This window comes from Pedobacter sp. KLB.chiD (assembly GCF_047040275.1).
Lineage (GTDB): Bacteria > Bacteroidota > Bacteroidia > Sphingobacteriales > Sphingobacteriaceae > Pedobacter.
Window position 1 is genome coordinate 3,898,125 of the sequence record NZ_CP178207.1, and the last position, 25,934, is coordinate 3,924,058.

Sequence of the window (25,934 nt, forward strand, 5' to 3'; positions counted from 1 at the left end):
ACTAAACAAATTATACACGTGGGCCGTTCATAGCCGATAGCATATTGCCATAAATTGCATTAAGCGATGATAGGTTTTTAGCCAGCTTATTCACCTCTTCTTTAAACTGCTTGGAATCTTCCATCGATTCGTTAAAGTTCTGCATGGTTAAAGATAAGTTTGAATAGAATTTGTTCATCGATTTTAGATGTGCACTTGAATCTTGTAATTCCAATTCATAAACTGCGTTTAAAGCCGATAAGTTCTTAGCCAAATTGTTAACCTGATCATGGTAAGCCTGAGAATCCACATTACTTTCGCCCATTGCTTTTAAATTAGCAGTTGCCTTTTCAAAAGATGCGCTCAGATTATCAAAACCGGCTGATGCGGTTTTAATTTTACCAGTTAATTCATTTGTTGCAGTAGATGCATCTGCAACACTCGAAATTGCCGCTACCTTATCACCGAACGTACGTAGACCTGTACCTAAACTTTCGATCAACTCCGGTCCAATTTTAGCATCTGATAACATTTTATCTAAAGCTGCCGTATTAGATGAAGCCACTGCGGCCACAGGCCTGGCCGAAGCTGTTGGTAATTCTCCTTTAAAATCTGCTTGTAATTCAGGATAAACTCTTTCCCATGCGGGTTCCGGTTCCGGTGGAAAGAAACCTGTTAAGAAGAACAATAAAGCCTCTACCCCTAAACCAACGCCTATAATTAAATTTGCCCATGATCCACCAAGGTGTGTAATTTTAAATAATGCTCCGATAATTACAATACTTGCTCCCCATGAAATCGCTACGTGTAACCAGCCTGGTTGTTTCTTTGATGCCATAAATTTGATGTTTTTCTTTAGTTTTTTAGTTTGATTGGTTTAACGTCTTAAATCGGTACCAGGGTAAGATGAAACGCATCTGAAGCCAATATATGACCTTTGCGTATCCTGATATTCATATGTTGATACTGCATTTTGCAGGAAATAGCCTGTATCTTTCCAAGAACCACCTTTTACCACTTTACGTTTTTTGTATTTGCTGTCATTTGCACCAGCATCATAAGTAAAGTTAGGGTTTAGGTCGTGTAACAGCGGACCAGCACCTTTATTATAAGCCGTAATAGTCCATTCCGATACGTTTCCGGCCATGTTGTACAAGCCATAATCATTAGGAAAATATGATCTGACACCAACTGTATAAATACCGCCATCGCTAGAATAATCCCCACGGCCAGGTTTAAAATTGGCTTGTAAACATCCTTTAGTATTTCTAATATAAGGACCGCCCCACGGATATTTTGTTTTGGTATTACCGCCCCTTGCGGCATATTCAAATTCTGTTTCTGCTGGCAACCTGTAGTCTGATCTAGATCCTGAAGGTAGTTTCCTTGATGTCGCAACACCATCGTACAACCTGGTTCTCCAGTGAGCGAAAGCTTTTGCCTGCTCCCAGCTTACCCCAACTACAGGATAATCATCGTAGGACGGGTGGTTATAATAACCACGCACCATCGGATCGTTTTGTGAATAAGAATAATCTGTTTTCCAAACCATGGTATCAGGATAGATAGCAACGGTATAACGATCGATATAGTCCTGGCGTTTGCTGTTTGGGTCTTTATGCCCGATAGCGGCCTTCTCCATATTTAATTCAGCATATGAATATTCGAATTTACGGACATCTAATTCCTTCTTCCCCGGAAGGGCATCCAGGCCAGAATAATACATACCGTCTAGTTGGCTCACTTGAGCCGCCGCTGCCCCCCTGCCTTTATTGCGCCAGATATTAACACCATTTGGACCAACCTTTTTCCAGTCGATGTATTTCTCTCCGCCAAGAGCTGTTGCGGCATTTCCTCTTGGAGTAATCATAAATTGTTGCGGGTTGCCCATCATCAAAATCGCAATCGAATCGCGCACCCAATTCGTAAACTGACGGTATTCCGCATTAGAAATCTCAGTCTGATCCATAAAGAATGCACTAATGGTAGTCATTCTGCTAGGTCCGTTCTGAGAAAATGTAATATCTTCGTCCGATCCTCCCAATGGTGTATGCCCTGGCGGAATATAAACCATTCCTAGTGGGATTCTATCATTTTTAAATTTTCGGTTATAAGCACCAACCAGCTCACCCTGGCCACCGTGGCCACAGCTTGCTAGCATTACAGTTATACCTACAATAGCTAGAAGGTAGATTTTCTTCATATTTTTAAGGTTGTGCAAAGCACGATTAGGAGCAATTTTATCAAAAATCACAGAAATTATCTATAAAAGCAAATATTTTACATTAAATCATCACTTAAAGGCAATTAAAGTTAGGTTAACAATTTTCCAACAGCCTTACAAGTTTTTCAACAACATGCGTAACTACTTAGTAAACAGTAAAGTTACGCATTTATTGTATTGACTTATAATAAATTATTCGTTGTGTTATTTATTAGATATTTTGATATAATTTTCAATGGCCATCGTCATCGACGGGACACCTGGGGTAGGAGCAGCAATATCTACGATCAGATCCATGTCTGTACAGGCCTTGCTGGTATTGGTTCCAAAAGCAGCAATACGGGTATTATTCTGTTTAAAATCGGGGAAATTTTTAAATAAAGACTGGATGCTTGAAGGACTAAAAAATGCAATAACGTCATAAAATACTTCAGCCAAATCAGACAAGTCGCTCACTACTGTTCTAAATAAAACTGCTGGAGTGAAATTATATCCACTTTTTTCCAAAAACTTCATCGTATCTTCGGTTGCCATATCAGAACAAGGATATAAAAACTTCTCGTTTGCATGTTTTTTTAACACTTCGGCTAAATCGGCTGCAGTTTGTTTACCAAAAAAGATCTTGCGCTTACGATACTGAATATACTTCTGCAGATATAAAGCGATCGTTTCGGATAAACAGAAATATTTCAATTCTGCGGGCACCTCATAACGCATTTCTTCGCAGATTCTAAAAAAATGATCTGCTGCATTTCGGCTGGTAAAAATCACAGCCGTAAAATCTGCCAGATTAATCTTATCCTTTCTGAAATCTCTTGCGGGTACACCTTCAACGTGGATAAAAGACCTGAAATCAACTTTTAAGTTGTGTTTTTTAGCCAAATCGTAGTAAGGAGATTTTTCTGTTTCAGGTTTTGGTAAAGTAACCAAAATACTTTTTACTTTGCGGATTCTAGAGTCGTTCTTTTCTTGCATTTTTCCTTTTTCCTGCTACAGTCCTATCGTTTTAATTAGTATAAGGACGGGACATATTTCGAGGGCGCAAAAGTACAAAAATAAATGCATTTTAGAAAACTTATTGTTAGAAAGTATGGTCACCCCTGCCCGTAGCAGCTGAAAGGCAAAAATAACGCCTAACAATAAGAAAGCCAATACGATATAAACTGAGCCATATTTAAGTGGTGATAGTGCAAAGGCAACCACTAAAGGAATAAACAGTAACGACGCGTTGAAGTAGCTGAGGTATAAAATTGAAATATATTCGCCTACCGGTTTCTGCACATTAAACAGGTAACCTAAAAAGCGCAATATCACTAATTTTAGCGCATAAAAAATAATAATGGTAATAGATATGCTAAAGAAAAACTTAAACCCGTCTTTAGCTTGATACATATCATTCCACTGTGCTACCAGAAAAAAGAACATCCCAAAAACGAAACCGAACTGCACAAAAAGCAACAAAAAAGGCCATGAACTAAACAGGTTATCTTCTTTATTGATATTATTCAGGATCCTGTTACTAAAAAATGCCTGAACAATTGCCGATAACTGCTTGGAAAAAGCATTTTTTAAAATGGCGAAGATGATCAGCATACCAAAAATAAAGCCTAGTAAACCTACGTTTCCCTTTGGAATTTTAGTGCCCAACTGATAAGGATTTGCTTTTTTCTTTAAATGCCGGTACTTATTTTGCCATGCCCATAAATCCAGTTTTGGAGAAAGATATTCCTTTTCAATAGTATCTAAAAGTGCGTTTTTATTAATTAAATGATCAGGAAGTACCCAGGTATGACGAATTAAGGAATCGGTAGAAAACCGCTGCCTGGCCAAAGTTGCCGAGTCGGGCCGGTATTTCCGATATTGGTATTGCTTCACGGCTACGCTATCTGTTTGAACAGGAATTTCCTGTGCTGCTAAAAAATTAGCAGACCATACAAACGCAAACAAAAAGAAAATAAATTTCGACATGCTGTAAATCAAAACTTCCGGTTGCAAAAGTAGTCGAATAATCAAGTTTTACCTAAAGAAAATAAGGAATGATGAATAACTTTGTTTAAGCCCCTTGTGCCTGCAGAATCATTGCTTCATCTTTATGACAATAAAGAAAAATTAACTTCACTATCTTTGCATGCAATGTCTGGTATCTATATCCATATCCCCTTTTGTAAAAAAGCCTGTCACTATTGCGATTTTCATTTCAGTACTTCTTTAAAATATGCTGATGAAATGGTAGAAGCCATTTGTAAGGAAATAAAAATGAAAAAAGACCGGACTAACGGACAGGTTGGGAGTATTTATTTAGGTGGAGGTACACCATCTATCCTGCCGGAAGCTGCACTGCAAAAGATTTTTGATGTGATTCACCATACGTTTTCGGTAAATGCCGGTGCAGAGATTACCATTGAAACCAATCCCGATGATTTAACAGCCCAGAAATTAAAGGAGCTGAAAAAGTTGCCCGTTAACCGCTTTAGTGTAGGAATCCAATCTTTTTATGATGAAGATCTGATCTGGATGAACCGGGCACACCAGGCCAAAGATGCTGAAGATTGTATCAAAAGAAGTCAGGATGCAGGTTTTGAGAACTTAACACTCGATTTGATTTATGGCTACCCTTTACTTACAGACCATAAATGGCTAAACAATATCCAAAAAGCAACCGAGCTTGAGGTACCCCATATTTCTGCCTATGCCCTAACGGTAGAACCCCGGACAGCTTTGGCCCATGCCATCAAAAACAAAAAACAAAGTCCCCCGAATGATAACCAAAGTGCGGCACAGTTTATAATGTTAATGAAAAAACTGGCAGATGCCGGATTCGAACACTACGAAATTTCGAATTTTGCCAAGCCGGGCCATTATGCCGTGCATAACACCAATTACTGGAAAGGTGTTGATTATATTGGCATCGGTCCATCTGCTCATGGTTTTAATGGCCAAAACCGGTACATGAACCCGGCAAACAACGCTTTGTATCTGGAAACTTTAGGACAAAACAAACTCCCTGAAGTTGTTGAGGAGCTGAGCTTAAACGACAGATTTAACGAATACATTATGACTTCGCTCAGAACCATGTGGGGGACTGATTTACAAAAAATAAATTACGATTTTGGAGTTGATTTTCTGGAAGAAACAAAACATAACCTTAAAAATTTTGAGGATAAAAACTGGCTGCTGATCGAAGGGGATAACATTTATTTAAGCCAGAATGGGAAATTATTTGCCGATCATATTGCCTCTGAACTGTTTATTGTTGAGAATGATTAAATAACCAATTACATATTTATGTCAAAAATTATCTGGATAACGGGCGCATCATCAGGTATTGGTGAAGCCCTGGCATATGAATATTTTAAAGCAGGTAACAAACTGATTATTTCAGGAAGAAACCGCGATGAATTGTTCCGCGTTAAAGGAAACTGCCAAAATTCCTTTAATGTCCATGTGTTACCATTCGATTTAAGCGAAACTGCTTTACTCGAAAACAAAGCTGCTGATGCCATCCGTATTTTTGGCAAGATCGACTTATTGATTAACAGTGGAGGTGTAAGCCAGCGGAGCCTGGCCTTAGCAACCAACCTGAAAACTGAACAACAAATTATGGACACCAATTTTTGGGGCACCGTTACACTCAGTAAAGCGGTTTTACCATCAATGATCGCTGCCGGCGGCGGCCAGATCGTTGCAATTAGTAGCCTGGTCGGAAAATTTGGCACGAAATTCCGCTCTGCATATGCCGCTTCAAAACATGCGTTGCATGGTTATTTAGATTCCCTCCGATCTGAAGTTTACGACAAAAATATCGACATCACGATCATCTGCCCGGGCTTTATCAAAACGAATGTCACCTACAATGCGCTTACCGGTGATGGTAATCCACTTAATATGATGGGCGAAGCTCACGAAAATGCCATGACACCTGCCGAATGTGCCAAACAAATCGTGCAGGCCGTTAACGACAAAAAAGAGGAAGTTTATATCGGCGGAAAAGAAACCAGGGCAGTATTATTGAAACGTTTTTTCCCAAAGATTTTCTCTAAAAAAGTGAGAACTGCGAAAGTGAATTAGGAAGCGGTTGGCGGCAAGCGTAATTAGCGAAAGCATCTTTTTCAACAAAAAAATAAATTAATAAACTGATAATCAATAACTTAAAAAATAATTTTTCATTTATAAAAACCAAGTATCTGTAAGCCGTCGTAAATGGAATCAAATAACAGAAACTTAAAAATTAGCAATGATGAAAAATTTAATCCTATCAGTTTTTGCCGTGATGACCATGGCATTTACCACTCAAGTTTACGCTCAGAAAAATCCAATGGTTGGTGGCACGGCAATGTATCCAACTAAAGATATTGTTGATAATGCAGTAAATTCAAAAGACCACACTACACTGGTAGCGGCCGTAAAAGCTGCAGGTTTAGTAGAAACTTTAAAAGGTGCTGGTCCTTTTACCGTTTTTGCGCCAACAAATGAGGCTTTCGACAAACTGCCTGCAGGAACTGTTGACAATTTGGTTAAACCAGAAAACAAAGCAACCCTTACCAAAATTTTAACTTACCATGTTGTTGCAGGCAAGATGGACAGCCAAGCAATTGCAAAGGCAATAAAAGCTGGCGGCGGCAAAGCAGAATTAACAACTGTTGAAGGAGGCAAACTTTGGGCCTGGATGAAAGGCAAAAAATTGGTGCTAAAAGATGAAAAAGGTGGAATGAGTACGGTTACCATTGCAGACGTTTACCAAAAAAATGGTGTAATCCACGTGGTTGATACTGTTTTAATGCCTAATTAACATTTAAGACATCCTTATTATTGGTAAGAACGTTCTGGCGAAAGGCAGAACGTTTTTATTTTTTAAACAGGTTATTCCAAATCGCCGGATACAGCATGATTTAGTTATTAATTTATTCATTTTGATTCTGTTACCGAATTAGCTGACATCTACAACCCTGACCTGCATCGAAGCGGAAAACTACGAAGTGAACCGGGCCCAAAGCGAGCGCACTGAGGCTAATTCATTTTTGGGGCTTTCCTGCTGGCCGACCACGAAGTAGCTGCAAGGTCATTGAAAATATTATTTCTACTTATAAAACAAATCCGATAGCTTTAGGATCAGTATGATGAATTGGTCAGGGACGGGATATTTAAGGGAAAGTATTTTAATAAATAATTATCAAGTTTGGTTTATTAAATACATTTATACCTTCTGACTTTTTTTGATGAATTGTCAGTCTTTTTTCAAGTTTTAGCTATTATAATGTGTAATATTTTTAACTATATAATTTTGCGCTATTAATAGTTTCTTAACATGAAATTCAATTTATCTCCCATAGATATAGTTGAAGATATATCTAAATCAGATTTCGAGCTGAACTATCTTAAACCACGCAAACCATTAGTTATAAAAAATATGGCTAAGAAATGGCCAGCTTATCAAAAATGGACGATGGAATACATGAAAGAAGTTGTAGGTGATAAAACTGTTCCACTTTACGACAGCTCTAAAGCTGATCCATCCAAGCCTATAAATGCATCTGCTGCCCAAATGAAATTTGGTGATTACATAGACTTGATTAAGGAAACGCCAACTGACCTGCGGATCTTTTTGTTCGATCCGATAAAGTTTGCGCCGAAGCTTCTGGAAGATTACGTTGCGCCCAAAGATTTAATGGGTGGTTTTTTAGATAGTTATCCTAATATGTTCTTTGGCGGTAAAGGTTCAGTAACCTTTTTACACTATGATATTGATTTGGCACACATTTTCCACACTCACTTTAATGGACGAAAACATGTAATCTTATTTGATTATAAATGGAAAGAACGTTTGTATCAAATTCCATATGCCACTTATGCCTTGGAAGATTATGATGTGGAAAACCCCGATTTTGATAAATTTCCGGCATTAAAGGGTGTTGAGGGTATCGAAGCCTTTTTGGAGCACGGCGATACCTTGTTTATGCCTACCGGTTACTGGCACTGGATGAAATACCTGGATGGGTCTTTCTCGATTAGCTTAAGGGCATGGGATAAAAGCTGGGGCGTGAAAGCAAAAAGCTTGTATAACTTAACTTTACAGCGTAAATTTGACGACTTTATGAAAGCAAACTATCGCGAAAAATACATGCAGTGGAAAGAAAAACTCGCCATTAAAAGGGCTAATAAAGCGTTGGAAAAAAATTTACCGAAATAACGAAAAGAATAAAGCTAACGATTAAGTAGGATGATGAGGTTCCGGCTCCAAACTCAATACTCCAAACACAGAACTCAAATATGCATTCCAATATTATAAAAATCCAAAAAGAAATAGCGCCACTCAGACAAGAGATTATTAACCATAAGGTTTATTCGGCAATTAGTGAAGTGGAAGATCTACGCACTTTTATGGAATATCATATTTTTGCGGTTTGGGATTTTATGTCGCTGCTAAAAGCATTGCAGATAAATTTAACCTGCACAAGCTTACCTTGGTTTCCGGTAGGAGACCCTGTTACCCGACAATTGATCAATGAGATTGTAGCTGGGGAAGAATCGGATGTGGATGCTAATGGAGACATAAAAAGTCACTTCGAGCTCTATCTCGATGCCATGGAACAATGTAACGCAAATACAAAATCTATCCATAGCTTTTTAGCGGAACTAAGAAATGGACAAAACTTTAATGATGCTTTCGAAATTGCAAGGGTACCAGCAAGTGCTAGAGATTTTGTTCTTGCTACTTTCGAAACCATTAACAGTGGAAAAACTTACCTACAGGCAGCGAGCTTTACCTTTGGTCGGGAGGATTTAATTCCAAACATGTTTTTTAGCATGGTAAATGACCTGAACAGCACCCAACCTGATCAGGTTTCGATCTTCAAATATTACTTAGAGCGCCATATAGAAGTAGATGGCGATCACCATAGCCATTTAGCACTCAGTATGACGGAGAAGCTTTGTGAAAAAGACGAAGCCTTTTGGATAGAAGCAGAAGAGACTGCAAAAAGGGCGCTACAAAAAAGAATAGACCTGTGGGATGCCGCGTATGCCGAAATTGTCAAAAATAAAGTTGGAGCTTAATTATTAAATTGTTAAGTATTCACTAATTTTAGATTACGTGATTTTAGTCACATTTACCTGTTTACAACAATTTTATAAAATAAAATTTACACATTTGTTGTTCGGCACAAATAACCGATTTTTAAGCTCATGAGTTTCATTTTAAAACCTGTTGATATCGTTGAGAGCATCACTCCCGAAGATTTTAAGAAAAATTATCTGAAAACTAAACGTCCGTTAGTCATCAGGGGCCTAACTAAAGACTGGCCTGCCAGAGAAAAATGGACTACTGAATATTTAAAGGAAATTGGCGGAGAGCTGGAAGTTCCGCTTTATGATAACTCTAAGGCAGATCCGTCTAAGCCAATTAATGCCGCTACCGCACACATGAAATTCGGCGATTATCTCGACCTGATCAAACGGGAGCCAACCGAACTGCGCATATTCTTTTTTAATCTGTTTAAAAAAGTGCCGAGTTTAATCAATGATGTAAAAATCCCCAAAGATTTAATGGGCGGTTTTATCGAAAGTATGCCTGCGATGTTTTTTGGCGGATCTAACTCCGTAACCTTTTTACATTACGACATCGATTTACCGCATATTTTCCATACCCACTTTGGTGGCAGAAAACACATTATCCTATTCGATTATAAATGGAAAGATAGATTGTATTGCCTTCCAAATGCAACTTATGCTTTGGAAGATTATGACGTGGCAAATCCTGATTTCAAAAAATTTCCGGCACTGAATGGTGTAGAAGGTTATGAAGTTTTCTTAGAACATGGCGATACTTTGTTTATGCCAACCGGTATGTGGCACTGGATGAAATACGTGGATGGTTCGTTCTCTTTAAGTTTAAGAGCTTGGGATCAATCGGTTACACGTAAAATAGCGAGCGTTTGGAGTTTATTTACCCATGGCGCCATTGACAGTTTGATTAAAATGACTTTCAAAGAAAAATATGCCCATTGGAGAGAGAAAAGAGCAGTTAAAATAGCTGAAAGGGCTTTAGCCAAAGGCAGACCATAGCGATTGGAAAAAATTAAATTCAACGGGGCATCGGTAAACGATAGCCCCGTTTTTTATTATTATTGCGGATAACAATAAGTGCATATTAAAATCAGATGATTAATGAATACCAACACACTTACCGAAAAACAAAAAATGCTGGCGGGTAAAGCTTACCAGGCGGGTGATGCAGAACTGGCTAGAGAAAGATTAAAAGCCCGCGAAATAGTCTATGAGTTTAATCACCTGGCTCCGAAATTGATTAAACAACGCAAGGAATTACTGAAAAGACTTTTCGGCAAAACAGAAAAGATGTTTTATGTAGAACCGCCATTCAGATGCGATTATGGTTACAATATTGAAATCGGTGATCATTTTTATGCCAATTTCAACCTTGTTATTTTAGATTGTGCAAAAGTAAGCATTGGCAATAACGTTTTTATTGCGCCAAATGTAGCCATTTATACTGCTGGGCATCCAATTCATGCTCATCTGCGTGATCAGGAATACGAATGGGCACAAGAAATCACCATTGGTAATAGTGTCTGGATCGGTGGGAACGTAGTCATTAATCCGGGCGTTACAATAGGATCAAACGTAGTAATCGGATCAGGGAGCATTGTAACCAGAGATATTCCAGACAATGTATTTGCTGCAGGAAACCCCTGCAGGATAATCCGCCAGTTAACAGACGCAGATAAAGATTACTATTACAAGGATTTTAAACTGGGAGAATAGAGAGTAGTGCCAATTTGTAACCGGGGATGCACGAGAATGGCGATTGTATTGCCATGAAAACTACTTCCTTTAGCATTTAAAATGCTAATCTCCCGAATCCCCATTACAAATAAGGAAGATACAGGTTATCCATCTAAAACAGATTTCTTGACTTCGTGTCACCCGGCCCGAAATGAGTACTCTGGGAGCGCTTCATTACCGGCAAGTTTGTTCACTCTTAGCCATTTTACATCCCACCTTTTCCGTAATTAGCTGCTATGATCTACAACCACTTTCCATTCTCCCTTAATTTTTTTAATCAATAAGGTGAAATACCCTTTAAGTTCATCCTTTTCCCGTTTAACATTCCAGCTGCCCAATACAAAAGCCAGATCGGGTTTTAAAAAATCGACTTTTTTTATACCAAATACCAAAAAGCCCATAGCGGCCTTATCAGGATAACCTCTTTTATAATTATCCAATGTTTTTTGCCAGCCGTAAGTGGGTCCGCTTTTACCTACAAAAAGTAAACTATCCGATTTTTCATAACCCTGCATAAAAGCTTCAACATCACCATTGTTCCAATCGGTACGCTGCTTTTCAAGTAGATTAAGTATAGCTTGCTTATCTTTTGCATGTTGAGCTAAAGCACTGAAAGAAATAAAAAACAATGCAATTAGAAGTATTTTTTTCATGATGATCTGGGTTAAGTTAAAAATTAAAGATATGAAACAAATTATTTTGTTCAATGGCTAAAAATTCTTTATTTACAACTCTATAAATCTGCTATGCAAAATAAAGTAATCACAATTGGCGAAATACTCTGGGACGTTTTTCCGGAAGGCAAAAAAGCCGGCGGCTCCAGCATGAATGTTGCCCTTAATTTACACAAACAAGGTATAGAAAGCCGCTTTATTAGCGCCATAGGCAAAGATGAAAACGGCAAAGAACTGGTCAATTTTTTAGCAGCCAATCATTTTGGGACGGATTTAATTCAGATTGATGATGAGTTACCCACCAGTACGGTTGTGGTGCAACTAGATGAAAACCATCAGGCTACATATACCATAAAACAACCCGTGGCATGGGATGATATCAAAATTACAGAGCAGAATATTACAGCCGTAAAACAGGCAGATGCATTGGTATATTGCAGTTTAACCTGCAGGGAAGAAAAATCTAAAGCAACCATCCTCAGGCTTTTGGAAAATGCCAAGATTAAAATATTCGACATCAACCTCCGCACGCCCTTTTATTCAAAAGAGTTGATCGGTGAGCTTTTGGCAAAAGCAGATATCTTAAAAATAAACGAAGACGAACTAGTCTGGGTAAAAGAATCCTTTGGGTTAACGGGTAATACTGAAGAACAACTGTTAAAACAGCTTTCTGTTCAGTTCAATATCGAAATCATCTGCCTTACACTTGGCGATAAGGGTGCCTGCGTATTAAATGATGGCAAATTATTTAAACATACAGGTTATAAAGTCCAGGTAGTGGATACGGTTGGTGCCGGCGATGCCTTTTTAGCCACCTTTATTGCCTGTTACCTGCAGGGTTATACCATGGAAAGCACTTTAGACAATGCCTGTAAGGTGGGTGCTTTTGTAGCCTCGCAACCAGGTGCAAACCCGGAGTACAACAAAAAAATCTACCACATGTCGCTTTAATAAACATTTTGCTTCCAGTTGTGAGTGAACAGTTGGCAATTTTCAGTTTGTAGTTTCCAATTTACCATACTTTGGTCTTTCAGCTATTACCTTTCTTGTTGCCGCCAAATATGACACCGCGCTTAAATTAATGCTAAGCGAAACTTTTATCTTCGATAAATCGTTAATACAAGCACATGAGAGGTTTTCGTTTTTCTGATTATAAGCCGGGCGATACGCCAAAGGGTGGGTTTGATGAGTTGCTGAAATTATTTAGCGAACTGCTGAATTATACAGCTGGGGATGCAGCAGAGGCTTTAAGCTGGCTGAACGAACTCGACAAACAATATAAGTTAACCAATAACGATTACGGTATTGGTAATTTTATCGACGACCTGAAAGATAAAGGCTACCTAACGGAAGACAATCAATCCGGAGCATTTAAAATTACAGCCAAAACAGAACAGACCATCCGCAAATCGGCCTTGGACGAAATTTTTGGCAAACTCAAAAAATCTGGTCGTGGTAATCATAACAGTAACCAATCTGGAATCGGCGAAGAAAAAAATGCCGACAGGCGGGAATATAATTTCGGTGATAGCTTGGATCAGATCGATATGACTGCTTCGATACAAAATGCACAGATTAACCATGGCATTGGCGATTTTACTTTAACCGATCGCGACCTGGAAGTAGAGGAAAAGGATTTTAAAACCTTAACTTCTACGGTGTTGATGATCGATATTTCGCACTCCATGATTCTATATGGTGAAGACCGGATTACACCAGCAAAAAAAGTGGCCATGGCCCTGGCCGAGCTGATTAAAACAAAATACCCAAAAGATACCTTAGATATTGTGGTTTTTGGAAATGATGCCTGGCCCATCAGTGTTAAAGACCTGCCTTATTTACAGGTTGGACCATACCACACCAATACTTATGCCGGATTAGAATTAGCTGCAGATTTACTTCGCCGAAGAAAAACCCATAATAAACAGATTTTCATGATAACAGACGGGAAACCAACCTGTTTAAAGGAAAATGGCAGATATTACAAAAACAGCATGGGACTGGATAGGAAAGTTATCAATAAAACCTTAAACATGGCGGCCCAATGTAAGCGGCTGAAGATTCCGATTACGACATTTATGATTGCAAAAGATCCTTACCTGCAGCAGTTTGTCCGGCAGTTTACAGAAATTAATGGTGGCAGGGCTTTTTATAGCTCTTTAAACGGCTTAGGCGAATACATTTTCGAAGATTATATTAAAAACAGAAGAAAAACAGTTAAGTAAGGATGGAGGTAGAAGATATTAGGCTTAAAGTAAAAACTATCGCCAATGCCTACCCCAATCAACCATAAAACACTAAAAAGAGGTATAGATTTATAGAAGAGGCTTGTACACTTTGCAAACCTTATCGCTTAAACCCTATGCCTTAAACCAATTTAAAAGATGCAAAACACAACATTAGGCCAGCTTAAAACCACAGGATATAAGTCGAGATCGGTAAAAGAAGAACTCAGGGAAAATCTGATTAAAGTTTTACGCGATAAAAAAACAGAGTTTGAAGGCATTATCGGCTATGATGAAACGGTAATCCCAGAGCTGCAAACAGCCATTTTATCTCGTCATAATATTTTACTTTTAGGTTTACGCGGACAGGCAAAAACGCGTATTGCCCGTTTAATGGTAAATTTATTGGAAGAGTACGTACCATATGTAGCCGGGAGTGAAATTTTTGATGATCCGTTAAATCCAATTTCCTGGTATGCCAAAAATGAAATTGCCACAAAGGGCGATGATACTGAAATTGCCTGGTTGCACCGAAGTGAAAGATATACCGAAAAATTGGCCACACCTGATGTTACCGTTGCTGATTTAATTGGCGATGTTGACCCTATCAAAGCTGCTACGCTGAAATTGACCTACAATGATGAGCGCGTAATCCACTTTGGTCTGATTCCACGTGCACACCGCAGTATATTTGTAATTAATGAGCTGCCCGATCTACAGGCCCGTATCCAGGTGGCGCTATTTAACATGCTGCAGGAAAAAGATATTCAGATCCGTGGTTTCAAACTGCGTTTACCACTGGATATCCAGTTTGTATTTACAGCAAATCCGGAAGATTATACCAACCGCGGAAGCATCGTTACACCACTAAAAGATAGGATTGAGAGCCAGATTTTGACCCACTACCCAAAAACGGTAGAAATTTCGCGTAAAATCACTTTCCAGGAGGCCAGATTAACTGCTGATCAACGAGCCAATATAGAGGCCGAGGGATTGGTGAAAGATTTAATAGAGCAAATTGCTTTTGAAGCCCGTAAGAGTGAATACATTGACCAAAAATCGGGTGTATCGGCCAGGTTAACCATCTCTGCTTATGAAAATCTGATCAGCACAGCCGAAAGAAGAATGCTGATCTCTGGCGAGAAAAACACTTTTGTACGTTTATCTGATTTTGCAGGAGTTATCCCGGCCATAACCGGTAAAATAGAATTGGTTTATGAAGGCGAACTTGAAGGCCCGGCGCATGTAGCGACAACGTTGATTGGCAAAGCCGTTAAAACCTTATTCGTACGTTATTTCCCCGATCCTGAAAAAGCAAAGAAAGCAAAAACGGCCAATCCGTATACCGAAGTAACTGAATGGTTTACCGACGGCAATCATGTTGATATTACGGATGTTTTAACCAATATGCAATATAAAAAGGCGCTGATGCTGGTACCAGGTTTATATGATCTGGTGAAAAAGTTTCATCCCAAGTTAAGTGAGAACCAAACTTTACTTTTAATGGAATTCGTATTACACGGTTTAGCTGAATATTCGCAATTGAGCAAAAACTTTTTGAATGGCGGCTTCGGCTTCTCCGATATGTTTGGCAGTTTATTCAATGCCGAATTTGACGAAGAAGAGGATGAAGACGACTTCAGATAATATTGAATTTATCTAATTTGATTAGCTTTGACAAATTCTTCGCTTGAAGGAGGATTTGCCAAAGCTTTTTATTTAAAAACCCGAATTACCTAATGGGAAGATTACCTTTCATCATTGCGGCCTGCATACTTATTACAGCCTTCGATATTTATTTCTTTAAAGCCATTGTTTCCGTTTTTAAATGGAAACCAAAAACAAAAAAAATCTTCGGTATTTTATACTGGAGTTATAGCATTCTGCTAATTATTGGCGTTTTTGCAGGAATTTACCTTAATCTTTTCCTTACGCTTAGAGCCATCATTTTAGTGGCTTTCTTTTTAACCGTAGCGTGTAAAATGGCGATGCTGCCATTTCTGATTCTGGATGATTTACGAAGATTATTCATTAAACTTTTCAGAAAAAAATCAAGAATAAAAGACCAGCCAATTAGCGGGGCAGAGCCAATATCACGTTCAGAATTCTTAGTTAAAGCAGGATTGGTAGCAGCAGCTGTTCCTTTAACTTCACTAAGCTGGGGAATAATTTCAGGCGCATACGACTACCAGGTGAGGCGCGTCAATTTAATCCTCCCTAACCTACCCAAAGCTTTTGATGGTATTACGATGGGACAGATTTCTGACATCCATTCTGGTAGCTTTTATAATAAAACAGCCGTGAAAGGTGGGGTAGAAATGTTATTGAAAGAGAAACCTGATTTTATTTTTTTCACAGGTGATTTGGTAAATAACCTTACCAACGAAGTAAAGGATTATCAGGATATATTTTCGAAAGTAAAAGCACCACTAGGTGTCTATTCCTCATTAGGGAATCACGATTACGGTGATTATTATTTCGGTAAGGAATCGTCTCCGGCCAAAGTAAAAAACCTGAAAGATATGGTTGATGTGCACAAAATAATGGGCTACAATCTTCTAATGAATGAAAACCGGAGATTAAAGGTAGATGGTGAAGAAATCGGGATTTTAGGCATTGAAAACTGGGGAATGGGTCGTTTTCCTAAATATGGAAAAATGGAACTCGCCGTTCAACATACGGATGATTTACCTGTAAAATTGTTATTAAGCCACGATCCTTCGCATTGGCGTGGAGAGGTTTTACAAAAATACCCACAAATAGATGCCATGTTCAGCGGCCACACGCATGGCATGCAGTTTGGCATACGTTTAAAAGAGATGCAATGGAGCCCGGTGCAATACATTTATAAAGAATGGGCTGGTTTGTATCAGGAACAAAAACAGCAACTTTATGTTAATGTAGGTTACGGCTTTTTAGGTTATCCGGGCAGGGTTGGTATTTTACCGGAGATTACGATATTCACCTTAAAGAGAGCATAGCTAATGTTGAATGAGAGCGTGATGGAATGAGAGAATAGGGCGATACGCCTGAACATTCTCTCATTCAAAACTCAATCATTTTCTTATCCGGCATTAAAGCGGTAACCTACCCCCCTAACGGTTTGCAACAACTGTGGATTATCAGGGTTCAGTTCTATCTTTTTACGCAAGCGTACAATATGCATATCAAGCGTTCTGGTATTGACATCAGAATTGTAGCCCCATACTACTAACATCAATTCATCACGATTGATTACTTTGCCCGGGTTGCGCAGAAAATAAAGGAGAATACGGTTTTCCAATATCGTTAATTCGATTTTCTTTCCATCTCTGAATAACGTGTGAATGTTTGGATGGTGTTCCATATTACCAAAACGATGGATCTCGGCCGAATCTTTATTCACGATAAATTTCACCTTGCTCTCCAACATCGCCACCAATACATCCATATTAAATGGTTTAGTGATATAATCAGATGCACCAAAATTATAGGCATCAATTTTATCTACATCCTGAGCCTTTGCGGTCATCATAATCACCAGGTTTTCGAAACCCTGTTTACGCACATGCTCACAAACCTCTGCACCCTGCTTACCTGGCATCATCCAATCCAATAAAACAATATCAGGCTGATCAGCTAAAATCATTCTTTCACCAGCTTCACCATCATTGGCTTCCATCACGGTATAACCTTCAGCCTTTAATCGGTGGGCTACCAGAAAACGAAGATTCTCATCATCTTCTACAATTAATATTTTTACTTCTTTAGACATTTATGTGTGTTTTAATGCGGTTGTGAGGTTGAAAAGTTTAAGGTTAAGTTTAACATTCCAACCTTTCAACGTTTGATATTTCAACTATTAAATTTAACTATTATAGGGCAGCACGATTTTAAACTCCGTACCACTTCCTACTTTACTTTTTACAGAGATTTCTCCTTCCATAAAGTTAACCAGTTCTTTGCAGAATGCCAAACCTAAGCCTACACTGCCCATTTGGTTATATTCATTCTGGATCCTGAAAAACTTCTTAAATATATTGTTTAATTCAGACGCAGCGATACCTATTCCTTTATCGGCAAAGCGAAAAACCAGTACCCCCTTTATCAGTTTTGCACTAATGTGCAGTTTTTTATGTTCTGGTTTTGAATATTTGTAAGCATTCTCTGCCAGGTTATCGAACAAACTTCCCATCAGTACCGGATCGGTAATAAAGGTTTTAAATCCGGCTACTTCATAAGTAATCTTAAAATCGGGATGTTTTAAGGTATGCGACTCAATTGTACTTTCGATAAAATCGACAATATTAACCTCTTCACGGTTGAGTTTAATGGCCTTATTTTCGATTTGTGTAAAAGCCAGTAATTTGTTCATTAAACCATTCAGTTTGTCGGCCTCTTCATCCAGTATCTTGCCATAGAGCTGCTGCTCCTTCTGGCTTAATGCGGCAGCACTTTTAATATTGTTTCCTGCAATCTTAATTACGCTAACGGGTGTTTTAAACTCATGTGTGAGGTTATTCACGAAATCGTACTGCAGCTTAAACATTTTACTGTTGATATTCAGGTTACGGTAAATCAGAAATGCAACCAGTAAAAGCACACCGTAAACCAGTAATAATACCAGGGCAATAGGCATGAAATAAATAAAAATTTCTTTCTTGATGTAAGATTTTGATGAAATGAGGTATAATTTAAAATCAGAAAATGGCCCTGGCAGGGCAATCTCGGTATTGATATTTTCATCTGAAGTATCTATCGGATCATAAGTTAAGGGTTCAATCCTGATTATTTGATATAATAATGGCCTGGTATTGATGATTTTGATTTGATGTGCATCAAGCTTAAAAACCATTATATCCTGTTGATATACCGGTGCCGGATTTAACTTCCGCCTGATCATATCTTTATATATCCTTAAATCTTCGCGGCGGGGAATATTTAAATAAGTGATTTTGTTTTCATTGGAATTAACGATAGAAAAGTTGGTAAACAACTCTTCTTGTGTGGGTACCGATGCGGTATCGAGATCTTCAACAAAAGTAGCCAGTTTTATGGCAATGGCATTAAAATCACTTCCCACGGTAAAAGATTTTGTATTATTTTCTGAGTACAGCTTTACCGAATCAGGCTTTACCCCTTTCCCAAACTGAAAAATCGATTTTGGCCCAATGCCCAGATGATTTGCATTGATCCCATCTTTCACAGGAACATTCTTCACTTCTGTATCGTAAAAAGTAACTTTGGAGATGAAAGGATATTTTAACATCACGGTATCTACAAACTTTGCTGCAGTAGAAGAATCCAAATAGCCGTTATAATAAGAAATCTCGGGCATTTTGTTCTGAAAAAAGTCATTGTACGGCTTAATACTCTGTTCCAGTACATTTACTTTCTCTGAGACAAAATCATTCTCTATCGTTTTTTTGCTATAATTAAAGGCAAGGAAAAGTGATAGGATAAAAAGAATGGAGATGAGTGTAATGAAAGTTACACCTAAGGTAAAGTTTTTACGGTAGCTGCTTTGTTTATCTAAGGCCATACCTATTTTTTACCAAGGTTTTCATTTAAAAACTCTTCCAAGGCTTTGTACAAAGCTGTCCTGCTCTGTTGACGTACCAAAGGGTCTGGTCCCTCCTCTTTTTCGATATAAGTAACCTGAACATTCCTTTTTTTAAGTTCTTTGATAAACTGCACGCCTTCTGCTACGTTAACACTAGGGTCTTTGGGATTTTGGGCAATAAAAACAGGTGATTTAAAGCGGTCTGCATGAAACACAGGTGAAGCAAAGCGCATATAATCGGTATCGGTTACCGGATTGCCTATAATTTCGTAATACATCTGCAATTTGGCCTTTAAAAACGGAGGGAAAGTTTTCAGGTAACTAAACAGGTTAATTACACCAGAATTTGATCCACCACATTTATAAAGTTCGGGATTTTTATACAAACAATTTAAAGCAATATAGCCCCCAAAACCATTACCATAAATGGCAATTTTTTTCGGATTGGCAATTTTCTCCTTGATCAGCCATTTTACCCCATCGTTAACATCATCCTGTATTTTATCGCTCCACTGTTTAAAACCTGCAGCATAAAATGATTTCCCGTAACCGGTAGAACCCCGGTAATTTACCTGCAAAACGGCATAGCCACGGTTGGCCAAAAACTGTACTTCCGCATTATAACCCCAGCTATTTCTTGATTTCGGTCCGTTATGCGGCACCACCACCACTGGTAAGTTAACCGCCTTTTTATTTTTAGGTAAAGTTAAATAACCATTAATGGTTAAACTATCCCGGCTTTTGAAGCTGATGGGCTTCATGGCACACATATCCCCCGGCTTAATAGAAGGACTTACATCAGTAAGCTTTTTAAGCTTCTGATCTGCGGCAGTATACAGATAATAAGAACCCGGATTTTTATCGGTAAAAGTCCGTATTACAAATACCTTATCCGTTTTATCCTTGTCCATAATTACCCATTCGGTACCAGGCAAAAGTGCATCTATCTTCGAATAAGCTATTTTTGTGCTATCATCAAGGTAAAATTTTTCTCTTTTCCAGGTTTCGCAGGTTGCAAAAAGCATTTTTTTCCGGAAACGGGAGTATGTTGCATCTACCACATTTAAGGTATCATTTGCAAAAAGCACCTCTTTTTCTTTCCCTTTTTTTAAATCAAGCGCTACTAGTGCGTTCTTATCGCGGTTAATGCTGGAAATGGCATAAAGTACATTAGGCTGATCTTCAGAAAATGCAATGGGCTGAAAAGTAGTTTCAAAATTATTGGTAATTACAGGCACAAAAGATTCATTTTCATTTTCGCGGTACAATAAGGTTTCGTTCACCCCATCACTGGCAACGGCAATTTTAAGTACACCTTTACTATCAGTCATCCATCTGGTGATATTGCCTGGATTTTTGGCCGCAATCTCCATTTTCCCGTTCCGTACATTCAAGCGATATACATCAAAAACCGTCGAATCACGTTTATTGGAAGCTACAATTATATATTTATCATCAATCAGCTGATCTTCTATTACCCTCAATCTGTTTTTCTCATTGGCACTCAATTGCACCTGCTTACTCCCATCTTTATTGATCACGAAAATATCTGACCTGCGTTCCTTAGATCCGTCTTCGGTATAATAAATCAGTTCATTATTACTGGTCCAGAAATGAAAACTGATATTCTTTCCGTTTAAATGGGTTAACTGAACACTATTTCCGGTGGCAATATCTTCAGCAAAAAGATCCAGTTTTTGATCATGAAGCTTTAAATAGGAAAGACTTTTCCCATCCGGAGAAATACGATAGTAGGCTTTATCCTGCGTTTTAAAAAAATCGTCTACGGGAATAGTATCATCTTCTGTGCCTTTGCAAGCCCAGATCAATGCGACCATCAACAATAGGGAAATCCTTTTAAGCATAAATAAATCCTTTACGGGAAGACAAAAATAAGTATCACAACAATTTAACAGCGATTTACACCAACAATGTTACTCATGTGATCAATAATAAGTATCGGTTCAATTTAGTATTTATAAAATATCTACAAAATAAAATACAGGTAACATTTAAAATACGTTTAATATCCATTATTGGTTTGGTTAACGATGTATTAAAAAGTTACATTTAAAACAGCTAATTTAGGATTTATGAACCGCTTGTTTTTCATCATATTTTTGTTGCTGTCGTTTGGAGCCAGTGCACAGACCTTTCGCCCTAATCAGCAGATTGCATCTGATGAAAGTAGTTTGGCTATCCAGTATTATCAGGATGGAGCATACGACAAGGCAGTGGTGTTACTGGAAAAACTTTATTCCGCCCCGAATAACGAAGTGTATTTTGATATTTACTTTAATGCACTGCTAAAATTGAAACGCTATGATGTGGCGGAAAAAGTAGTTAAAAAGGAAATCAAAAAAAATCCACAGAACGATATCTATCCAATCGCTTTGGGCAAGCTTTATCAGGAGAAAGGCGATATGCAGGCGGCCAATAAAATCTTTAATGATGTAATTGCTAAACTACCAAAAGAGGAATTTAAGATCAGAAATCTGGCCAATAGCTTTTACCGGTTCGAAAACTACGACTATGCCGTACAGACCTTTAAACAGGGCAGAAAACTATTTGGAGACGATCAGATGTTTGTTTTTGAATTATTAAACATCTATCGTTTTAAAAAAGATAAACCTATGCTGATGCAGGAATATCTGGATGCACTTGCAACCATGCCGCAGCTTTTACCACAGGCAGAAACCGTAATTTCTTCGGTTTTCGAAGATAAAAACGATTATCAAACCTTCCAGGCGGGCATTTTAAAAAAAATACAAAAAGCACCTGATGCCGAAGTTTACATCCAGTTACTCACCTGGAATTATATTCAACAACAGGAATTTGATATGGCACTACGCCAGCTTATCGCTTATGATAAACGCACCAAAGCTGACGGGGGGACTTTATTTAATGCCATTTATACCTTTGTTGATAATGGTGCTTACGAAACAGCGATTAAGGCTTACGATTATCTGCTCACTAAAGGAAAAGACAACCCCTATTATCTTCCTTCCAAAATAGAAATGCTGAATACCAGGTACAACCTTCGCACCAATGGGAAATATACCGTTGCAGACCTGGATCTGCTTGCGAAAGACTATCAGACACTATTGGATGAAAACGGGAAGAACAGGAATACGCTGTTTGCCATAAAAAAACTGGCCAACTTACAGGCTTACTATTTAAATCAACCCGGCAGTGCCGAAAAAGAGCTGGAAGAAGCCATAAAAATGCCTGGCATTAACGATCAGGACTTAGGGCAGCTAAAACTTGATTTAGGCGACATTTACATTTTAACCAACCAGCCCTGGGAAGCTTTTTTAGTATACGAGCAGGTGAGCAAACGGTTTGAAGGACAGCCTGTAGGAAATGAGGCCCGCTTCAGGAGCGCTAAACTTTCTTTTTATCAGGGAAATTTCGAGTACAGCAATAGCCAATGTTTGGTTTTAAAAGCGGCTACCTCACAATTGATAGCGAATGATGCATTGAACTTAAGTTTATTGATCAGCGATAACATCCAGACACCAGCCGATAGCAATGCCTTAAAAATGTATGCTGATGCAGAAATGCTTTTATTTAGAAACCTGCCCGAAAAAGCCATAAAAAAAATGGATAGCATTGCCATTGCTTACCCTCAAAATAGCTTAACTGATGCCATTATGATGAGTAAAGCGCGGATTTTTATTAAAGCAAACGATTTTCAAAAAGCGGCCGATATCTTAAAAAAGGTAACAGAAGAATTTAAAGACGGGATCTGGACAGATGATGCGCTATTCACCCTAGGCGACCTGTACGAAAAGAAACTGAATGATGTTGCACAGGCCAAAATATACTTCCAAAAACTGATTACGGATTATCCCGGCAGTATGTTCAGTGCTGACGCGAGAAAAAGATTTAGAAGTTTACGGGGAGACGGAGTTTAAAGGATTCAATGGTTCATTAGTCATTAGTTCAGTGGCAACTGCAAATTGAGAATTGGAAACTAAACTTTGGTTAATCGGTTAACTGAATTACAAACTGATTAATGGTTGATAGTTAATAGTCAAATCGGTTAAGTAAATGCAAACTGCCAGCAAATTAACTAATTCAACTTGCCCTAAACATATGTAGAGAATTGATATATAGTTGAAAGAATCAGTGCAAAAATATCAATAATCAAATTTCTTTTACCATGCGCCCTGTCTGAAGCGCATAACCAAAAACCTGTTCTCCATGAGCCAGTGCTTTTATGTTTCTTAAATAAGCTCCGATTAAATTAAGATGAAAACTATATTCATCAATTTTTAACATCTATATATTTATCTACCTTTGTTGTATGTTTTTATATAATGTTACGCTCATCCTCGAAGATGCAGCAGCCGAAGAATGGTTACAGTGGATGCAGGATGTTCATATTCCACAGGTTATGGCTACAGGTATGTTTGTGTCTAACCGTTTATTAAAAGTTGTCGATTCACCTAATGAAGGGGTAACTTACTGTTCACAATATGTTGTAGAAACATTAGATCAATACAATAAATACCAGGAAACCTTTGCTCCAGCTTTACAGGCCGAATTAAACGAAAGGTATAAAAACCGTTTTGTTGCCTACCGTAGCCTAATGGAATTTATTGCTTAGACTTCGGACTCCTGACTTATCTAAGCTTCTCGTTATTCTTATGCCTGTGGGCATCACGGATGCTTTTTTTCGCCAGGTTCTTTTCCAGAGCATCGGTGAGGTTAATACCGGTTTGATTGGCCAGGCAGATCAGCACAAACATTACATCGGCCATTTCATCGGCCAGGTTTACCTCTTCGTCGCTTTTTTTAAACGACTGCTCGCCATATTTACGGGCCATAATCCGGGCCACCTCCCCAACTTCTTCCATCAAAATGGCGGTGTTGGTTAGTTCATTAAAATAACGGATCCCTGTGGTTTTTATCCAGCTATCTACTGTTTCCTGTGCTTCGTTAATGGTCATTTTTTTCTGCTTCTATTTCTGATTTTATGATACCGGTAACTTCTTTTTTTGCGCCTTCCAGTAAAAAAACTGCCGCACCTTTTTCTCTGGCATAAGGATTTTTCAATTCGCCAATTTTAGTAATTTTATCAAATAATGGTTGCTCTCTCTTCCTTTGCGGATCTTCATCACCAGACCATTCAATTAAAATTAAATCTTTTACAGGCTTATCCATTTTAAACCAATACAGGTAATCGGCATTGTACGATAACGCATTGATATTTGTATACTTCGAATAATAATTAATTGCGCCTGCCTGTCCATAATTATCGGCACGTATCAATACGGAAGATTTATCTTTAACCTTTCCATAAGCGGTATCAACAAGTGCAGCCAGTTCTTTCCAGCCCTGCATATCTGCATAATCCTGAGGCAACTCATGGTTCTTTCCATCTTCCCAGCGTAATGCGCCTACCCGTTCGAACCTTTTATGACGGGCGATAATTTGCGAAGGACTGTAAACCGGCATCAAAAGTGGCAGCAGATAAATAAACGAACCTATGTTAAAAACAAACAACAATCCGGTTAATACATATTTTTTAGCTAAAACCCGACTTAAATAAACAGCACCAAAAGCCAGTAACACGGGATATAAGCCCAGGGCATAATAATCTTTTGCTTTAAAATAGCTAAATACGAGGAGGGTTATGATATAAGTAAAAATAATCCAGTTGTATTTCCGGAATTCTTTATAAAAAATTAAACTCCCGATCCCGGCCAAGAGGATAAAAATGGAACTGATAAAAAAGAGGAACTGCCCGATAAAAAAATCGATACGGTTTACATACACCAATTGGGTAGACTGCAGGGCCTTCATATGGATGAGAACCGGAAAGTGATGGCTAATCTGCCAGATCACATTAGGTGAAATCAAGAAAAGCGCCAATAAAATAGCCACATAAAGGCTTTTATCCGTAAATATTTTCCGGTTTGGTGTAATGATGATGGCAGGTAACAAACCAATGATCAAAAATAAAATATTATACTTATTTAAGAAACCCAGCGCTACAAAAACAGCAAAAGCATAAAGATATCTGGCTTCGTTTTTATCGAAATATTTTAACAGATAATGAAATATCGCTGTCCAGGCTAAAACATCAAAAGAATTTGGTTGGTACAGCGTATTTAACCTGAGCAGAGCAGAACAGATGCAAGCTACAGCAACCAGGCATTTGGCCAATAGGTTTCCTTTTAAAAAATCAACAATTTTCCAGCAAAACAATATGGTGCAGGCACCAAACAATGCAGGAATAAGCTTTACCATGAAATAGCTATTGCCAAAAGCTTTAATCAGCCACGAAAACAATGAAGTTAGTGGAGGAACAGAGGTAAAGCCTGCGTCAAGATGGTTTGCCTGATCTAAATGCAGGAATTCATCGCGATGTAATTCATAAACCGAATTAACCAGCATAAAAGATAAAACTACCTTCAAAATCAGAAAAGATACAAGAATAATGTATTCCGCCGGTTGTTTAGGATTTTGATCCTTCATGTCAA

The 25,934-nt window shown here is 38.3% G+C and carries 24 protein-coding genes; 13 read left to right on the forward strand and 11 right to left on the reverse strand.

Features of this window, described 5'->3' with window-relative positions; translation table 11 throughout:
* Positions 1–10: 10 nt before the first annotated feature.
* From gldL to ACK1I8_RS15955, 4 genes are all read right to left on the reverse strand, one after another.
* The gene (gene gldL / locus ACK1I8_RS15940; RefSeq protein ID WP_412466310.1) at positions 11–817 is read right to left on the reverse strand and encodes a gliding motility protein GldL; all 807 of its coding nucleotides are present in this window, start codon (positions 815–817) and stop codon (positions 11–13) included.
* A 39-nt stretch (positions 818–856) separates the two neighbouring features.
* A complete protein-coding gene (locus ACK1I8_RS15945) occupies positions 857–2,182 on the reverse strand; it encodes an SUMF1/EgtB/PvdO family nonheme iron enzyme (RefSeq protein WP_412466311.1) in 1,326 nt (441 codons plus the stop codon).
* Between the two features lie 225 nt (positions 2,183–2,407).
* Complete coding sequence (locus ACK1I8_RS15950; protein ID WP_029274186.1) at positions 2,408–3,178, reverse strand: uroporphyrinogen-III synthase; 771 nt, start codon at positions 3,176–3,178, stop codon at positions 2,408–2,410.
* Positions 3,179–3,193: 15 nt separating this feature from the next.
* The gene (locus ACK1I8_RS15955; protein WP_412466312.1) at positions 3,194–4,171 is read right to left on the reverse strand and encodes a DUF4271 domain-containing protein; all 978 of its coding nucleotides are present in this window, start codon (positions 4,169–4,171) and stop codon (positions 3,194–3,196) included.
* 165 nt (positions 4,172–4,336) lie between these two features.
* Between ACK1I8_RS15955 and hemW the strand changes: the two genes are divergently transcribed.
* The 7 genes from hemW to ACK1I8_RS15990 all read left to right on the forward strand — a co-directional run bounded on the left by hemW (position 4,337) and on the right by ACK1I8_RS15990 (position 10,981).
* Complete coding sequence (gene hemW / locus ACK1I8_RS15960; protein WP_412469380.1) at positions 4,337–5,470, forward strand: radical SAM family heme chaperone HemW; 1,134 nt, start codon at positions 4,337–4,339, stop codon at positions 5,468–5,470.
* A gap of 18 nt (positions 5,471–5,488) precedes the next feature.
* A complete protein-coding gene (locus ACK1I8_RS15965; protein ID WP_412466313.1) occupies positions 5,489–6,271 on the forward strand; it encodes an SDR family oxidoreductase in 783 nt (260 codons plus the stop codon).
* Between the two features lie 169 nt (positions 6,272–6,440).
* The gene (locus ACK1I8_RS15970; protein ID WP_412469381.1) at positions 6,441–6,992 is read left to right on the forward strand and encodes a fasciclin domain-containing protein; all 552 of its coding nucleotides are present in this window, start codon (positions 6,441–6,443) and stop codon (positions 6,990–6,992) included.
* Between the two features lie 516 nt (positions 6,993–7,508).
* Positions 7,509–8,390, forward strand: a complete 882-nt coding sequence (locus ACK1I8_RS15975) for a cupin-like domain-containing protein (protein ID WP_412466314.1) — start codon at positions 7,509–7,511, stop codon at positions 8,388–8,390.
* An 80-nt stretch (positions 8,391–8,470) separates the two neighbouring features.
* Complete coding sequence (locus tag ACK1I8_RS15980; RefSeq protein ID WP_412466315.1) at positions 8,471–9,256, forward strand: DUF3050 domain-containing protein; 786 nt, start codon at positions 8,471–8,473, stop codon at positions 9,254–9,256.
* 129 nt (positions 9,257–9,385) lie between these two features.
* Complete coding sequence (locus ACK1I8_RS15985) at positions 9,386–10,264, forward strand: cupin-like domain-containing protein (RefSeq protein WP_412466316.1); 879 nt, start codon at positions 9,386–9,388, stop codon at positions 10,262–10,264.
* A 102-nt stretch (positions 10,265–10,366) separates the two neighbouring features.
* On the forward strand, positions 10,367–10,981 hold the full coding sequence (locus ACK1I8_RS15990; protein WP_412466317.1) for a sugar O-acetyltransferase: 615 nt from the start codon (positions 10,367–10,369) through the stop codon (positions 10,979–10,981).
* A 248-nt stretch (positions 10,982–11,229) separates the two neighbouring features.
* Here ACK1I8_RS15990 and ACK1I8_RS15995 read toward each other — a convergent pair whose 3' ends face one another.
* The gene (locus ACK1I8_RS15995) at positions 11,230–11,655 is read right to left on the reverse strand and encodes a YybH family protein (protein ID WP_412466318.1); all 426 of its coding nucleotides are present in this window, start codon (positions 11,653–11,655) and stop codon (positions 11,230–11,232) included.
* A gap of 93 nt (positions 11,656–11,748) precedes the next feature.
* Here ACK1I8_RS15995 and ACK1I8_RS16000 point away from each other — a divergent pair, with 93 nt between their 5' ends.
* The 4 genes from ACK1I8_RS16000 to ACK1I8_RS16015 all read left to right on the forward strand — a co-directional run bounded on the left by ACK1I8_RS16000 (position 11,749) and on the right by ACK1I8_RS16015 (position 16,882).
* Positions 11,749–12,627: a carbohydrate kinase family protein gene (locus ACK1I8_RS16000; protein ID WP_412466319.1), complete on the forward strand. Its 879-nt coding sequence runs from the start codon at positions 11,749–11,751 to the stop codon at positions 12,625–12,627.
* 176 nt (positions 12,628–12,803) lie between these two features.
* Complete coding sequence (locus ACK1I8_RS16005; protein WP_412466320.1) at positions 12,804–13,901, forward strand: vWA domain-containing protein; 1,098 nt, start codon at positions 12,804–12,806, stop codon at positions 13,899–13,901.
* A gap of 159 nt (positions 13,902–14,060) precedes the next feature.
* Positions 14,061–15,548 carry a magnesium chelatase gene (locus ACK1I8_RS16010; RefSeq protein WP_412466321.1) on the forward strand — a complete coding sequence of 496 codons (1,488 nt, stop codon included), beginning with the start codon at positions 14,061–14,063 and terminating at the stop codon, positions 15,546–15,548.
* Positions 15,549–15,640: 92 nt separating this feature from the next.
* Entirely contained in the window at positions 15,641–16,882 is a 1,242-nt protein-coding gene (locus tag ACK1I8_RS16015) for a metallophosphoesterase (protein WP_412466322.1), read from the forward strand.
* 83 nt (positions 16,883–16,965) lie between these two features.
* Here ACK1I8_RS16015 and ACK1I8_RS16020 read toward each other — a convergent pair whose 3' ends face one another.
* The 3 genes from ACK1I8_RS16020 to ACK1I8_RS16030 all read right to left on the reverse strand — a co-directional run bounded on the left by ACK1I8_RS16020 (position 16,966) and on the right by ACK1I8_RS16030 (position 21,308).
* Positions 16,966–17,655, reverse strand: a complete 690-nt coding sequence (locus ACK1I8_RS16020) for a response regulator transcription factor (RefSeq protein WP_412466323.1) — start codon at positions 17,653–17,655, stop codon at positions 16,966–16,968.
* 93 nt (positions 17,656–17,748) lie between these two features.
* On the reverse strand, positions 17,749–19,422 hold the full coding sequence (locus ACK1I8_RS16025) for a sensor histidine kinase (protein ID WP_412466324.1): 1,674 nt from the start codon (positions 19,420–19,422) through the stop codon (positions 17,749–17,751).
* Positions 19,423–19,424: 2 nt separating this feature from the next.
* Complete coding sequence (locus ACK1I8_RS16030) at positions 19,425–21,308, reverse strand: S9 family peptidase (RefSeq protein ID WP_412466325.1); 1,884 nt, start codon at positions 21,306–21,308, stop codon at positions 19,425–19,427.
* A gap of 228 nt (positions 21,309–21,536) precedes the next feature.
* On the opposite strand from ACK1I8_RS16030, the gene ACK1I8_RS16035 reads away from it, so the two are divergent.
* Positions 21,537–23,360, forward strand: a complete 1,824-nt coding sequence (locus tag ACK1I8_RS16035) for a tetratricopeptide repeat protein (protein ID WP_412466326.1) — start codon at positions 21,537–21,539, stop codon at positions 23,358–23,360.
* Positions 23,361–23,592: 232 nt separating this feature from the next.
* Here ACK1I8_RS16035 and ACK1I8_RS16040 read toward each other — a convergent pair whose 3' ends face one another.
* The gene (locus ACK1I8_RS16040; protein ID WP_412466327.1) at positions 23,593–23,727 is read right to left on the reverse strand and encodes a hypothetical protein; all 135 of its coding nucleotides are present in this window, start codon (positions 23,725–23,727) and stop codon (positions 23,593–23,595) included.
* 25 nt (positions 23,728–23,752) lie between these two features.
* On the opposite strand from ACK1I8_RS16040, the gene ACK1I8_RS16045 reads away from it, so the two are divergent.
* Complete coding sequence (locus ACK1I8_RS16045) at positions 23,753–24,055, forward strand: DUF4286 family protein (protein WP_412466328.1); 303 nt, start codon at positions 23,753–23,755, stop codon at positions 24,053–24,055.
* A 16-nt stretch (positions 24,056–24,071) separates the two neighbouring features.
* Here ACK1I8_RS16045 and ACK1I8_RS16050 read toward each other — a convergent pair whose 3' ends face one another.
* Together ACK1I8_RS16050 and ACK1I8_RS16055 are read right to left on the reverse strand one after the other, a co-directional pair.
* Positions 24,072–24,398: a nucleotide pyrophosphohydrolase gene (locus tag ACK1I8_RS16050; protein ID WP_412466329.1), complete on the reverse strand. Its 327-nt coding sequence runs from the start codon at positions 24,396–24,398 to the stop codon at positions 24,072–24,074.
* Positions 24,388–25,929, reverse strand: coding sequence for a glycosyltransferase family 39 protein (locus tag ACK1I8_RS16055; RefSeq protein ID WP_412466330.1), 1,542 nt, complete (start codon positions 25,927–25,929; stop codon positions 24,388–24,390). The genes ACK1I8_RS16050 and ACK1I8_RS16055 overlap by 11 nt, the downstream gene beginning before the upstream one ends.
* Between the last annotated feature and the right edge of the window lie 5 nt (positions 25,930–25,934).